The sequence below is a fragment of the Paludibaculum fermentans genome, assembly GCF_015277775.1.
Taxonomy (GTDB): domain Bacteria; phylum Acidobacteriota; class Terriglobia; order Bryobacterales; family Bryobacteraceae; genus Paludibaculum; species Paludibaculum fermentans.
In genome coordinates this window covers 6,436,995-6,450,625 of the sequence record NZ_CP063849.1, presented here as the reverse complement: position 1 = coordinate 6,450,625, position 13,631 = coordinate 6,436,995, and the positions used below count along the sequence as shown (strand labels likewise).

The following is a 13,631-nucleotide window of genomic DNA, read 5'->3' as shown; positions in this document are numbered from 1 at the left end:
CCGGCCATGACCCCGAAGGCCCTCGCCTGGCGGATCTTCTTCACCTGCTGGATCGTCTACACGGTCTATTGGGCCCCCTGGATCATCCGCGAGCAGTTTCCAGCCCTCTCCCTCGCTGAGGAAGGCACACTCAATGTGGCCCGCTTTGACGGCTTCATCGAGGACATCTTTCGCGGACCGCACGGCGGCGCCTACATCAACAACAATCCGGGCGCCTCCATCGCCGGAGCCTTGCCCCTTCTGCTCGGCCGGCCCCTCCTGCATCAGGCCATCGAGTGGGAAAAACACCTGCCCACCCCGCGCATCCGGACCGATGAAAAGGCGGAGGTGATCGCCGCCCGCCAGGGCCTGCTCGCTTACCTCCTCGTCGCCGCCTTCCTCACCGTCGCCGGAGTCATGGCGCCCGTCTCCGCCCTGGCCGCCGCCCTGCTCGCGCGCCGGCTGGCGGAAGCCGGCATCGAGACCACATACGCCGCCACCGCCGCCCTCACCCTCGCCTTCGGCACGCCCGTCTTCTTCCGCACCCTCTACCTCAACCACAACCTGCTGGTCGGCCACCTGGGCCTCTTCGTGGCGCTCTTACTCTGGAATCGAACCTGGACCCGCAACCGCCTGCTGCTCGCCGGCCTCCTCAGCGGTTACGCCGTGCTCTGCGACTTCACCGGACTCCTGCTCGCCGGCATCGCCGGCCTCTACCTGCTCACCACGCGCTGGCAATCGGCCATCCCCTTTACACTAGGCACCCTGCCCGGAGTCCTTGGCCTCGCCGCCTACCAGGCACTTTCCTTCGGCAACCCCCTGCTGCCCTCCCAGCACTACATGCCGCCCACCGGACCCACGTCGCAGGGTTACCGCGGCTTCAGTTGGCCCTCTCCCGACCTCGCCTGGGCGAACTTCTTCCACCCGTCCTTCGGCCTCTTTGCCTATTGCCCCCTGCTGCTGCTCGCCTGCGCCGCCCCCTTCGTCCAGTCCGGAAAATGGCGCGTCCCGGCCGTCCTGGCCAAGTGGATCTACGCCTACTTCGCGGCCTTCGTCCTCTTCTGCGCGGCCAATCAATACTCCTGGCTCCAGTGGAATACCGGCATGCGCTACCTCGTGCCCGTCGTCCCCGGACTGCTCCTCCTCAGCCTCCAGGTCCTCCAGACCTGGCCCCGCTGGCTCGCCTGGACCCTCCTCGCCCTCAGCGCCGCCCATAGCTGGTCCATCGCCGCGTCCTACGAACTGCACGCCCTCAAAGCCCCGCTCGCCATCCTCACCAACGGACCGAGCCTCGCCTGGCTCGACCGCCTCCGCTACATGGGCTGGGCCACCCAGTCCTTTTGGCTCCCCTTCGCCCTCGCATTTACATCTGTAGTATTTTTAATGCTGGTATGGTACCCAAAGCGACGCCGCGCGTAAGAATCCCTTGAGCCACATGCTAAAATACTGGATTCAACCGTAACAGGTTTGTATTGGAGGAGGCCGTGCTGGTGCCTGTTCTCCGGCCTTCCCTCGGAAGGCTGGCGGCTCAGTCGGTGGGTTCAAGATCGTGGTCATCGGGGGGACTTGCGCCTTGAAGTTCCTCTATTTCACGACCTTTTACCCGCCCTATAGCTTCGGAGGCGATGCGGTGTACCTGCACCGCATGGCACATGCCCTTGGTGACGCCGGTCATACGGTGGATGTCGTCCATTGTGTCGACTCGTATCATCTGCAACACCCGGCTGAACCCGAGGTCCGCTGGGCCGAACATCCCAACGTCACCCGCCACGAACTCCGCAGCCCGTTCGGCTGGCTCTCCCCCCTGGTGACGCACCAGACCGGCCGCCCGTTGCTGACGATGAAGCGGCTGAACGATATCGCCAAATCGAAGCCCTTCGACGTCGTCCACTACCACAACATCTCGCTGCTGGGGCCCGGAGTCCTCGAACTCGACCCCGCCGGCAAAGACTTCGTCAAGCTCTACACCGCCCACGAACACTGGCTCGTCTGCCCCATGCACGTCCTGTGGAAGTTCGACTCCCACGCCTGCGAATCGGCCGACTGCCTGAAGTGCACCGTCCGCGGCCACCGTCCGCCCCAGCTCTGGCGCTACACCGGCTATCTCGAAAAGGCCGCCCGCCACGTCGACCAGTTCCTCAGCCCCAGCCGCTTCTGTGGGCAGATGCACGCCGATCGCGGCTTTCCTTACCCGGTCGAGCACCTCCCCTATTTCATGGAGCGCCAGGACGCCGACTGGCAAACCCCCTCGCCCCGTCCGCAGGAACGTCCTTACTTCCTCTTCGTCGGACGCCTGGAGCGCATCAAGGGCCTCCACACCCTGATCGACGCCTGGGCCAAGGTGCGCGACTGGGATCTCATCGTCGCCGGCACCGGAGCCGAAGAGGCGCAGCTCCGCGCCCAGGCGGCCGCCAACCCGCGCATCCGCTTCGTCGGCTGCCAGTCACAAGAGCAACTCGCCGGACTCTACGCGCACGCCGTCGCCACCATCGTGCCTTCCGTGACGTATGAGACCTTCGGCATCATCATCATCGAATCCTTCGCGCGCCAGCGGCCCGTCATTGTCAGGGACCTGGGCGCCCTGCCGGAGGTCGTAGCCGATTCCGGCGGCGGCATGATCTATCGCGACAACGAGGAACTGCTGGCCGCGGTTCGCAGAATGGGCTCCAGCCCCGGCCTCAGCGCGGATTTGGGAGCTCGTGGATATGAGGCGTTTGTCCGGCAATGGACCCGGCCAGCGCACTTCGAGCGGTACTTCGCCTTCATCGCGGAAGCCCGTCGAAGAAGATACGGAACCAGGGAAGAATGGCAAACTATCTCATCACCGGCGGTGCGGGCTTTATAGGCTCGCATCTCTCCGAGAAACTACTGGCCGCGGGACACACGGTAACGGCGCTGGACGACCTCTCCAGCGGGTCGCGCCTCAACATCGCGCACCTGCTCGATGAGAGCCGCTTCCGCTTTGTCGAGTCGTCCGTACTCCAGTGCGCCGCGCTCGGTGAACTCGTCGCCTCCGCCGATGCCGTCTTCCACCTGGCCGCCACCGTCGGCGTCTTCAACATCATCAGGAGCCCCGTCGAGACCATCGGCAACAACATCGACGGCACCCAGGCCGTCCTGCGCGCCGCCGCGGCCAACAAAACCAAGGTCCTGCTCACGTCGACCTCCGAGGTCTACGGCAAGAGCGAGCACGCTCCTTTCGCCGAAGACGACGACCTCGTCCTCGGCCCCACCAGCAAAGGCCGCTGGAGCTATGCCGCCAGCAAGATCATCGACGAGTTCCTCGCCCTCGCCTTCTGGCGGGAATTCGGTGTACCCACCGTCGTCACCCGTCTCTTCAACACCATCGGACCCCGCCAAACCGGCGAGTACGGCATGGTCGTCCCGCGCTTCGTCAAACAGGCGCTCAGGAGCCAGCCCCTCCAGGTGTTCGGCAACGGCCAGCAGTCCCGCTCATTCACCGACGTCAACGATGTCGTCGAGTGGCTCACCCGCCTCATCACCATCGACGCCGCCGTCGGCCAGGTCATCAACCTCGGCAACATCGTCGAGATCTCGATCACCGAACTCGCCCAGCGCGTCCTCGCCATCACCGGCTCCCGGTCCGAAATCGAGTACGTCCCTTACACGCAGGCCTACGAGCACGGCTTCGAGGACATCGCCCGCCGCGTCCCCGACATCAGCAAGGTGGTCGCCCTCACCGGCTGCCGCCCGCAAATCGGCCTGGACGAAACCCTCGAACGCATCCGTCAATCCCTGCTGGCCGGCCAGGTGGCGGGATGAGTTCAGCCCGCGTCGACATCGTCATTCCTGTCCTCAACGAGGCGCATGTCCTGGCGCGCAGCGTGTCCACCGTCCGCGCCTATCTGCAGGCGAACCTCGACTACGACTGGCGCATCGTCATTGTCGACAATGGCTCCATCGACGGCACCGGCGTGGTCGCCCGCGAACTCTGTGACGCTCACTCCGACGTCCGTTGCATGAGCCTGCGCCAGAAGGGCCGCGGACGCGCCCTCCGCCAGTGCTGGATGCAGAGCGACGCCGACGCCGTCTGCTACATGGATGTCGACCTCAGTACCGAACTCCGCTATTTGAACCTGCTCATCGACTCCATCCTGAAACACGGCTACGACGTCGCCACCGGCTCCCGCCTGCTGCCGGACTCCCGGACTCGCCGCTCTTTCTTCCGCGAGACCGTCTCGCGCATCTACAATCTCCTCGTCCGCACCGCTCTCGGCACGCAGTTCAGCGACGCCCAGTGCGGCTTCAAAGCCATGAGCCGCGCCGCCGTCCAGGCCATCGTGCCGCAGGTCCGCGACGAATCCTGGTTCTTCGACACCGAGATGCTCACCCTCGCTGAAAAGCAGGGCCTCCGCATCGCCGACATCCCGGTGGAGTGGAACGAGGACGACGACAGCCGTGTGAAAATCCTCCGTACCGCCTGGGATGACATCAAGGGCATCTGGCGCGTGCGGAAAGTTCTTAGACAAGTCCGGCCGGAAGTCTCGGCCCTGAGCGCAGGGAGGCGTCCGTGAAGGTCTTGCTCGTCAATCCATTCCAGGTCGACCTGGTCCAGAAGAAGGGCCGGATCTACAACCGTACCTGGACCCCGCTCGATCTCGCCTACTGCGGCGCCATCCTCGAGCAGGACGGCATCGAAGTCGCCATCCTCGACGCCAACGCCGAACAGCTCGGCCCGCAGGAAGTGGCCGCCCGGGCCAAAGGCTACGACAAGGTGTTCATCACCTCCACCAGCCTCGATCGCTGGCAGTGCCCCCATCTGGACATCCACCCCTTCCTCAAAACTGTCCACGCCCTCAACGCCGTCGTGCCCGAAGTCTATGTGATGGGCAGCCACGGCACCGTCAAACCCGAGGAGATGCTGGAAGAGACCCGCGCCCGCGCCGTCCTCCGCGGTGAACCCGAAACCACGGTCCGCGAGCTCTGCGCCGGCCTGCCCTTCAGCGAGGTCCGCGGCATCACCTGGCGCGACGGCGGCAAGGTCGTCCACAACCAGGACCAGAAGCCCGTGCAGATGGAACAGCTCCCCATGCCGGCCTTCCACCTGCTCCCCATGCACCAGTACCACTACGAGATGCTGGGCGGCAATTTCACCCTCTTCGAGATGTCCCGCGGCTGCGCCTCCAAGTGCACCTTCTGCCTGCTCAAGACCTACGGCGTCGGCGTCCGCAAGAAGAGCGTCGAACGCCTGGTGGCCGAAGTCGAGTACGGCGTAAAGAACTTCGGCATCAAAACCGCCTACTTCATGGATCTCGAGTTCACTGTCCTGCGCAAGCAGGTGGTCGAGTTCTGCAAGATCCTGATCGAGAAGAAGCTCGACTTCACCTGGTGCTGCCAGACCCGCCTCGACCTCGTCGACGAAGAACTGCTGGCCCTCATGAAGAAGGCCGGCTGCCGCCTCATCCACACCGGCGTCGAAGCCGGCAGCGAAGAGGTGCTGCGCATCGTCGACAAAGGCATCACCATGCCCCAGATCGAAAAGGGCATGCGCCTCATCCACCAGGCCGGCATCGAGACCGCCTGTTTCTTCATCATGGGCTTCCCCGAATCCGGCAAGGACGAGATGGGCAACATCGTCAGCCTCGCCAAACGCCTCAGTCCCACATACGCCCTCTTCCACATCGCCGCGCCCTACCCCGGCACCCGCCTCTATGAGCAGGTGAAGAACGACCCCAACATCCGCTTCAGCGACGGCTCCCTCTTCCCCGAGGCCATCGAAGGCCGCTTTACCCTGCCGGAACTCAAGGCCATGACGCGCAAGGCTTACCTGTCTTACTACCTGAGGCCCTCCTACGTCTGGGCCCGCCTCATGAAGGGGGAAATCCGGCCGCTGGCCAGCCAGTTCTGGCTGTTTTTGCAGTTTGTCCGAACCTGAGTCATGGCGAATCCGGCAACAGTCATCATCCCCTGCTACAACGAGGTCAACGGGATCCGCGCTGTGGTGGAAGAGATCCGCGCGGTGCTTGCACACAACGCGATCGAAGGCGAAATCCTGGTGGTCGACGACGGCTCCTCCGACGGTTCCGCCGAAGCCGCCGCCACCACCGGAGCCCGCGTCCTGCGCCATCGCAGCAACCGCGGCTACGGCGCCGCCCTCAAAACCGGCATCGTCGCCGCCAAACACTCGTTCATCGTCATCATCGATGCCGACGGCACTTACCCCGCCGTCTATATCCCCGAGCTCCTCCGCATGCTCGAACGCGCCGACATGGCCGTGGGCGCCCGCACCGGAGCCAACGTCAACATCCCCCTCGTCCGCCGCCCCGCCAAGTGGGTCCTCAACCGCCTGGCCAACTACCTCTCCACCTCAAAGATCCCCGACCTCAACAGCGGCCTCCGCGCCTTCCGCCGCGAAATCGCCGCCCAGTACTTCGGCATCCTCCCCAACCAGTTCAGCTTCACCACCACCATCACGCTGGCGATGCACTGCGACAAGTACTCCGTCGTCTACCTGCCCATCGACTACCTGCCCCGCAAAGGCAAATCCAAAATCGTGCCCTGGGACGCGGCCAGCTTCCTCGTGCTCATCCTCCGCACCGCCATGCTCTTCCGGCCCCTGCGCGTCTTCCTGCCCATCGTCCTGCTCTGCCTCGTCTACGGCATCGTGAAGATGTCCATCGACCTCACGCACCAGCCCAACATCTCCGCCTCGGCCCTGCTCGCCTTCGTCTCCGCCCTCCAGATCCTGCTCATCGGCATGGTGGGCGACGCCATCGCCACCCGCCTCGGCCGCATGAGCCAGGCCGCGCCCAGCAGCGTCACGGTGGAAGAGCTCGGCGGCCCCGAGAAATAATGCTGCTGCGGGCTTACCTCCTGACGGGCATGGTGGCCCACAAACTGGTGTGGGAAGTGCTCAAACGCCACGCCGGCAGCGGACCCCGCCCACCCTTCCGCCTGATCAAGGCGGTCAAGATCGCGGTCCTCGCCGGGCTGCTGCTTCAGTGCTTCCTGCCCGAGATCCTGCCCATCGCGGCGGATCCCTTCCCGCTCCAGGCCGCCGGCCTCTGCCTCTTTACCATGGGACTCGCGGTCGCCGTAGCCGCCCGCTTCCAGCTCGGCCGCAATTGGTCGGATGTGGAATCGGCCACGGTCCTGCCCCAACAGGAACTCGTCGCCCAGGGCCTCTACCGCTACGTCCGCCACCCCATCTACCTCGGCGACATCCTGCTGGTAGCGGGCTATGAGCTCGCCCTCAACTCCTGGGGCGTACTCCTGGTGCTTCCCTTGATCGGGTTCGTGTTGCGGAAAGCTGCCCAGGAAGAGGCGCTGCTCAGAAGCAGCCTGCGCGGCTACGACGCCTACCTGCAATCCTCAGGCCGCTTTGTTCCGCCCGTGCTCACGATGCTGAAGCGCCGCACAACCACTCGGCCGTAGCCCGAATCCCTGCCTCAAACGTCGTCGCCGGCTCATACCCCAGGTCGCGCCGCGCCTTTTCAATCGACGCGCACGTCACCAGCATGTCCCCCGGCTGCATCGGCTGCCGGTCGATCAAGGCCTCACGCCCCAGCACGCGCTCCAACGTCGCAATCATGTCCCGCAGCAGCACCGGCTGCGAGTTCCCCAGGTTGTAGATCTCGAACCCGTGATCGTGACCCAGCGCCCGCACAATCCCGTCGACAATGTCATCGACATACGTGTAGTCGCGCCCCGTGCCGCCATCGCCAAATACAGGTATCGGCCGCCCCGCCGAGATGTTCTCCACAAACCGCCGGATCGCCAGGTCGGGCCGCTGCCGGGGTCCATAGACGGTAAAGAACCGCAGGCACGTCGTCTTCAGCCCGTAAAGGTGCGCGTAGGAGTGGCACAACGCTTCGCCCGCGATCTTGGTAGCCGCGTAAGGTGACATCGGCCGCAGCAGCGTGTCGTCTTCCGAGAAAGGCACTCGGTTGGCCGTCCCGTACACCGAACTCGACGACGCAAAGATGAAACGTTCGACACCGCACCGCCGCGCGCACTCCAGCACCACCGCCGTGCCTTCTACATTCACTCGCTGGTACAGCAAAGGCTCAGTCAACGAAGGCCGCACGCCCACCCGGGCCGCCAGGTGGACCACCGCCTCCGGCCGGAATTCGCCCATCAGCCGCTCGACCGCCGCCAGATCGCAGATCTCCCCGGCCTGGAACAGCACCGGCCCGCAGGCCCGCACCTCTTCCAGATTGCGCTGCTTCAGCGCCGGGTCATAGTAGTCGTTGAGGTCGTCGAGAATAGCGGCCGCGTGACCGCCGCGCAGCAGCCGGGAACAGAGGTGGGAGCCGATAAAGCCGGCCCCGCCAGTGACTAAAACTCGCATGGATGAGCTTCCAGTATGGCTCATGAGCCTGGACCATACGGGGACAAACCGCGCCCGCCCGGCGCCGCGCGAGTGCCGGGAAAGCTACCTCTTGTTCTGCGCGGCGGGATCCGTCGGGGTCGTGGGCGTCGTGGTCGTGGTGGCCGCCACCGGCGGCTTCTGCATCTTCATGCTGCCGCTCAGCGAAACCCCGGAATCGGTCTGCACGATATCCGCTTCCAACCCGTTGTTGTTGATGACGATGTCGAAGTGGCTCGTGCCCGACGAAGCGCCGGTGATCGTAATCGTGCCGGTGCAGTCGTCGCTGACCGTATAAGAACCCGTCAGCGTCTGCCGGAAGATCTGGCCGTCGTAGTTATACGTGTCGCTACCGGTCAGGGCGCCGGTACCGTCGCTCACCAGCCGGCCCACCACGTTGTGGAAGTACAGATACCCCTGGCTATCAAAATTCGTCCCGCTCAGGCGGAAGGAAAAGGCGCCCTTCAGGGACGTGGCGTCACAGGCCGTATCGGCAAACGTGAGCGGGGCGGCAAGCGCGCCAACCAACACGATCATGGCCAGGCGTCCGAAGGCCTTGCGGGTGGAAAAAACTGACATTCTGGAAAACCTCCTCAGACCCTCCGCGGCGGAAAGCACGCAGCGGCCGTACTGAAGTTGACGCCGCCCAAGCCCAAACGGGTTACAAATCTGGGTAAATTGGCCGGGCTGCCTTCAAACGACGCCCCCGGTCACGCCCGTCTCCGCCTCCATCTCCACATCAATACCGCCGCCGACAACCCCGACACGCCCAACACCACCCACAGCCCCCAGTCCGTGGGAGGCGCCGGCTCGTGCCCGGCCGCGAACCGGAACTCCGTCACCCACGAGTCGAACTCCCTTTGCGCCGCCTCGGCTCCAGCCCGTTCCGTCACCATCTCCACGCCGATCACGGCATCCCGCCCCATAAAGTACACAAACCGGTTGACCACCGCCCGCCCGCCGCTCTCCGCCGAATCCAGGCTCCAGCCCAGCACCTGCCGCTCCGCATCAAACCGCGGCCGCTCGCGGTATCCCAGCACATCCAGCGTCGCCCGCCCCTGCCGCGCCCGGATCAGGTTCGCCGCGTCGGTCCCATCCACGATCGCCTTCCGCAACTCCTCCACGCCAATCCGGTCCTCCCGTCCAAGCACCGCGAACCAGTGCAGGTCCGCCGGCCCCACCACCGCCAACTCGTGCCCCGTGGGCGGATTTCCGCTCGCCTCCAGGAACCGCCCCAGCTCCGCACCCTGAACGTAGATCTGATCCTTCCCGGCCCGAATGCTCGCCACCCCGCCCAGCACCACCGGAGCCGGCCCAAACGACCACCGGATCTCCGGCATCGTCTGCGCGCCCGCCGCCGCGGCAAGTAGCAGTACTAGAATTCGACTAGTCACTTGCCCCATGCTACTCTCGCGAGTGATGCACATGGGTTTGCTGCTGTTCCTGCTAATGCTGCAGAGTCCCTCTGACTTCGAGCACATTACCCGGCAAACAGAGGGAAAGATCGGCATGTCCGCCGAAGTCGTCGAAACCGGAGCACGCCTCGACTTCCATCCGGCCGACCGTTTTCCCATGCAGAGCGTCTACAAGTTCCCCATCGCCATGGCCGCGCTCCAATTGGTGGACCAGGGCAAACTCCGCCTCGACCAGACAATCCGGGTGGAAAAGTCCGACCTCGTCGGCGGCCGCCAGCGCAGCCCCATCCGCGACATGCACCCCGATGGCGGTTTCAACATGCCGCTCCGCGAGCTGCTCCGCTACGCGGTCTCGGAAAGTGATGGCTCAGCCTCGGACGTCCTGTTGCGAGTCGTCGGCGGGCCCTCCAAGGTCCAGGCCATGCTCAAGCGCCTGGGCATTCAGGGCATCAAGGTGGTGGACACGGAAAAATCCATCGGCGGTGACAACCAGGTCCAATACCGCAACTGGGCTCAGCCGGAAGCAATGGTCCGCCTGTTGAAACTCTTCCAACAGGGCCAGGGCCTCTCGAAGTCCAGCCGCGCCCTGCTCATGCAGTGGATGACAGAAACCGAAACCGGCCTGAAACGCCTGAAGGGCAACCTGCCGCCGGGTACGGTAGTCGCCCACAAAACCGGGACCTCATACACGGTGAACGGAGTCACGGTGGCCACCAACGATGTAGGCCTCATTACACTCCCCAACGGCCAGCACCTGGCGATCGCGGTCTTCGTCATGGACTCGCCGCTCTCCCAGGACACCCGCGAGCGCGCCATAGCCGCCTTCGCCCGCTTAGCCTGGACCCACTTCACCACCGCCAAATCCGCCGCAAAGTAACAGAGCCGCGACTAAAAGGAGCGGGGGAGTCACCGGAAGGCTCCTCTCAACCCCCTCAGGCCAGCTTCTTCGACAAAATCTCCGTCACGGTAGCCGGATTCGCCTGCCCCCGCGACGCCTTCATCACCTGGCCCACGAAGAACCCGATCACCGTCGTCTTGCCGCCCTTATACTGCTCCACCTGCTTCGGATTCGCGGCCACAATCTGGTCGATGATCCGCTCAATCTCGCCCGTATCGTTCATCGCCTTCAGACCCTCGCGCTCCATGATGGCCCGCGCGGAATCCCCCGTCGTGAACATCTTCGGCAGAACTTCCTTGGCCAGCTTACCCGTCAGCTCACCTTTGGCCACCAGCGCCACCAGTTCGCCCAGCCGCTCACCCGTCACCGGCGATTCTTCAATTTCTTTCCCATCGGCCTTCAGCAGCCCAAACAGATCGCTGGTCACCCAGTTCGCCGCCAGCTTGGGATCACCGGAAGCGGCTGCCGCCGCCTCGTAGAACTCAGCCACCGCCCGCGTCGCCGTCAACACCTCGGCGTCATACTTCTTCAGGCCGTAATCCTGGATGAACCGCTTCCGCATGTTCGCCGGCAGCTCCGGCATGGCCGCCTTCACCCGCGCCTTCCACTCTTCACTGATCTGCAGCGGCACCAGGTCCGGCTCAGGGAAATACCGGTAATCGTGCGCCTGTTCCTTGCTGCGCATCCCGAACGTCTCCCCCAGGTCGGCGTTATACAGCCGCGTCTCCTGGAGAATCCGGCCGCCCGACTCCAGCACCCCCACCTGCCGCGCAATCTCGAAATCGATCGCCTGCCGCAGGAACCGGAACGAGTTCAGGTTCTTGATCTCGACCTTCGTCCCGAACGGCTCAGTCCCCTTCAGCCGCACGCTCACATTGGCGTCGCAGCGCAGGTGGCCCTTCTCCATGTCACAGCTCGACACCCCGACAAACTGCAGCGCCAGCTTCAACTCCGTCAGATACTGGAATGCCTCTTCCGAGCTCCGCATATCCGGCTCGCTCACGATCTCGGTCAGCGGCGACCCGCACCGGTTCAAATCGACATACGAGTAGGTATCGCTGTCTTTATACCCGTCATGCGTATTCTTCCCGGCGTCGTCTTCCATGTGGATGCGCGTGATCCCGATCCGCTTGGCCGACCCGTCTTCCAGCACGATGTCGACCCAGCCGAACTCGGACAGCGGCTTATCGAACTGCGAGATCTGGTAGCCCTTGGGCAGATCCGGGTAGAAGTAATTCTTCCGCGCGAAGATCGACTTATTGCGAACCTCGCAGTGCAGCGCATACGACGCCTGGATGGCCAGCTCGACAGCGTGGTGGTTGAGCACCGGCAGCGCCCCCGGCATGCCCAGGCAAACCGGGCACACATTGGTATTCGGCGCCGAGCCGAACTCATTCGGGCAGGAGCAGAAGATCTTGGTATTGGTACCAAGTTGAACGTGAACCTCGAGCCCGATCACCGGCTCATATTTCGCGATCTGTTCAGGAGTGCCCAGGGCGGGTGCGACAGCAGCCATAAACAATCATTGTAATCCCCCAGCGCGGTGCCCCTGTCATGGGACGCCACCGCATGGGGACGTTCATCTCTGTCACAAGACAACGTCAAACCCCAACGAAGGAGCGCCCCCAGGTTGACAGAGCGTGAACGTCCCCCACCCGAAAGGCCCCAACCACTGCTACCCCATCGAAACCCACCCCAACCCCGTCTATCCTAGGGGTGCCCGTCCACCGCGCGAAAAGAAATTGGAACTATCCACCCAGCCAGCCGCAATTCCAAACGGAGACACGTTGCTGAGCCCTTCCAGCACTTTGAATGAAGCTTCGCTCTTGCGCCGGCTGCAGGCCGGTGAAGACCTCGCCTTCGAGTTGCTCTATGAGCGCTATCAGCCGCGCATTTTCCGTTATGCCTTGCGCATGTCCAGCTCGCGCGAATTGGCCGACGACATCGTCCAGGAGGTCTTTCTCGGCCTCATCCGCGGAGCCCGCGGCTACGATCCAGCCGCTGGTCCGCTGGGCAGTTATCTCTATGGCATGGCGCGCAACCTGCTCTTCCGCCAGCTCGGCGCGAAACCCATGGAGGAGTTGGAAGAAGATTCCATGATCACGGAACACGACCCCCTCGACGGCCTGGCCCGCTCCGAACAGATCGAGCGCGTCCGCCAGGCCCTGGCCGCCATGCCGGCCCACTACCGCGAGGCCGTCGTCCTCTGTGACATGGAAGAGATGAGTTATTCCGCCGTCGCTGAACTGCTCGGCGTCGCCGTAGGCACGGTCCGCTCCCGCCTCCACCGGGCCCGCGGACTCCTGCTCGAACGGCTCAGCCAGGAACGGTGCGGCGCATGAATTTCAGAGAAAGGATGCCCGGCATGAGTGGCGAAAACGACAACCTGCAAACCGCGCTCAAGACGCTGGCCGGCGAAACCAGCGGAGCCCAGGCGTCGGCCCACGTCCGCGACGCGCTCCGCGCCGAACTCCGGTCCCGGGCCCGCCGCCGCCGCATCTCCACATGGTGGCCGGCCGCGGCCGCCGCAGCCCTCATCATCGGAATCTGGCTGGGTATGCCGCGCAAAGCGGTGCAGCATCAGCCGCCCCTCGTCGCCGTGACCGATCCGGAACCCGCCCAGCCGCGCGCCCCCGAGATCGGCACCGACCGCGAAATCTCGCAGCCTGCGCCCACTCCGGCCGTCACCCGCGCCACCGCCGCATACGCCCGTCCTCCACGGGTCCGCCAGACTCCGGAGCCCGCCGAAGAACAGCCCGTTTCCGGCACGGTCCGCCCGTTGACGCCCTGGTATTTCTACACCGGACTGCCCGTCTCCACACGCGGCCAGGTCGTCCGCATCCGCGTCAGCAATGAGACCGCCGCCCAGTTCGGCATTGTGGCCGAATCCAATGCGGTCCCCGCTCAGGTCTTCATCGGCGATGACGGCGTAGCCCGCGCCATCCGCTTCATTCGTTAACCAGCTCTCGTACCAGCCGCGCCGTTGCGACGGCCGAATTTTCAGAAAATA

General features: G+C 64.4%; 14 protein-coding genes. 10 read left to right on the top strand and 4 right to left on the bottom strand.

All coding sequences use genetic code 11. The features are described 5' to 3' along the window. The first annotated feature begins 6 nt into the window (after window positions 1–6). The 7 genes from IRI77_RS25440 to IRI77_RS25410 all read left to right on the top strand — a co-directional run bounded on the left by IRI77_RS25440 (window position 7) and on the right by IRI77_RS25410 (window position 7,374). Entirely contained in the window at window positions 7–1,398 is a 1,392-nt protein-coding gene (locus IRI77_RS25440; RefSeq protein ID WP_194447804.1) for a hypothetical protein, read from the top strand. 154 nt (window positions 1,399–1,552) lie between these two features. Beyond that, the gene (locus IRI77_RS25435) at window positions 1,553–2,824 is read left to right on the top strand and encodes a glycosyltransferase family 4 protein (RefSeq protein WP_194447803.1); all 1,272 of its coding nucleotides are present in this window, start codon (window positions 1,553–1,555) and stop codon (window positions 2,822–2,824) included. After that, the gene (locus tag IRI77_RS25430) at window positions 2,785–3,762 is read left to right on the top strand and encodes an NAD-dependent epimerase/dehydratase family protein (protein ID WP_194447802.1); all 978 of its coding nucleotides are present in this window, start codon (window positions 2,785–2,787) and stop codon (window positions 3,760–3,762) included. The genes IRI77_RS25435 and IRI77_RS25430 overlap by 40 nt, the downstream gene beginning before the upstream one ends. Then, window positions 3,759–4,514: a dolichyl-phosphate beta-glucosyltransferase gene (locus IRI77_RS25425; RefSeq protein WP_194447801.1), complete on the top strand. Its 756-nt coding sequence runs from the start codon at window positions 3,759–3,761 to the stop codon at window positions 4,512–4,514. The genes IRI77_RS25430 and IRI77_RS25425 overlap by 4 nt, the downstream gene beginning before the upstream one ends. After that, window positions 4,511–5,875, top strand: coding sequence for a B12-binding domain-containing radical SAM protein (locus tag IRI77_RS25420; RefSeq protein ID WP_194447800.1), 1,365 nt, complete (start codon window positions 4,511–4,513; stop codon window positions 5,873–5,875). The genes IRI77_RS25425 and IRI77_RS25420 overlap by 4 nt, the downstream gene beginning before the upstream one ends. 3 nt (window positions 5,876–5,878) lie before the next feature. Beyond that, on the top strand, window positions 5,879–6,793 hold the full coding sequence (locus IRI77_RS25415; RefSeq protein WP_194447799.1) for a glycosyltransferase family 2 protein: 915 nt from the start codon (window positions 5,879–5,881) through the stop codon (window positions 6,791–6,793). Continuing rightward, the gene (locus IRI77_RS25410; protein WP_194447798.1) at window positions 6,793–7,374 is read left to right on the top strand and encodes a methyltransferase family protein; all 582 of its coding nucleotides are present in this window, start codon (window positions 6,793–6,795) and stop codon (window positions 7,372–7,374) included. The genes IRI77_RS25415 and IRI77_RS25410 overlap by 1 nt, the downstream gene beginning before the upstream one ends. Here IRI77_RS25410 and IRI77_RS25405 read toward each other — a convergent pair. From IRI77_RS25405 to IRI77_RS25395, 3 genes are all read right to left on the bottom strand, one after another. Beyond that, window positions 7,337–8,290, bottom strand: a complete 954-nt coding sequence (locus tag IRI77_RS25405; protein ID WP_194447797.1) for an NAD-dependent epimerase/dehydratase family protein — start codon at window positions 8,288–8,290, stop codon at window positions 7,337–7,339. The two genes, IRI77_RS25410 and IRI77_RS25405, sit on opposite strands and share 38 nt — an antisense overlap. A gap of 84 nt (window positions 8,291–8,374) precedes the next feature. Next, window positions 8,375–8,887 (bottom strand): hypothetical protein, encoded by a 513-nt coding sequence (locus IRI77_RS25400; RefSeq protein WP_194447796.1) that lies wholly within the window; start codon window positions 8,885–8,887, stop codon window positions 8,375–8,377. A 131-nt stretch (window positions 8,888–9,018) separates the two neighbouring features. Further along, a complete protein-coding gene (locus IRI77_RS25395; RefSeq protein ID WP_194447795.1) occupies window positions 9,019–9,702 on the bottom strand; it encodes a DUF2167 domain-containing protein in 684 nt (227 codons plus the stop codon). A 7-nt stretch (window positions 9,703–9,709) separates the two neighbouring features. On the opposite strand from IRI77_RS25395, the gene bla reads away from it, so the two are divergent. Continuing rightward, the gene (gene bla, locus IRI77_RS25390) at window positions 9,710–10,600 is read left to right on the top strand and encodes a class A beta-lactamase (protein WP_194447794.1); all 891 of its coding nucleotides are present in this window, start codon (window positions 9,710–9,712) and stop codon (window positions 10,598–10,600) included. Window positions 10,601–10,655: 55 nt separating this feature from the next. Here bla and gatB read toward each other — a convergent pair whose 3' ends face one another. Next, entirely contained in the window at window positions 10,656–12,137 is a 1,482-nt protein-coding gene (gatB, locus tag IRI77_RS25385; RefSeq protein WP_194447793.1) for an Asp-tRNA(Asn)/Glu-tRNA(Gln) amidotransferase subunit GatB, read from the bottom strand. Window positions 12,138–12,447: 310 nt separating this feature from the next. On the opposite strand from gatB, the gene IRI77_RS25380 reads away from it, so the two are divergent. Together IRI77_RS25380 and IRI77_RS25375 are read left to right on the top strand one after the other, a co-directional pair. Next, window positions 12,448–12,963 carry an RNA polymerase sigma factor gene (locus IRI77_RS25380; RefSeq protein ID WP_194447792.1) on the top strand — a complete coding sequence of 172 codons (516 nt, stop codon included), beginning with the start codon at window positions 12,448–12,450 and terminating at the stop codon, window positions 12,961–12,963. Between the two features lie 23 nt (window positions 12,964–12,986). Continuing rightward, window positions 12,987–13,580, top strand: a complete 594-nt coding sequence (locus IRI77_RS25375) for a hypothetical protein (protein ID WP_194447791.1) — start codon at window positions 12,987–12,989, stop codon at window positions 13,578–13,580. Window positions 13,581–13,631: the final 51 nt, after the last annotated feature.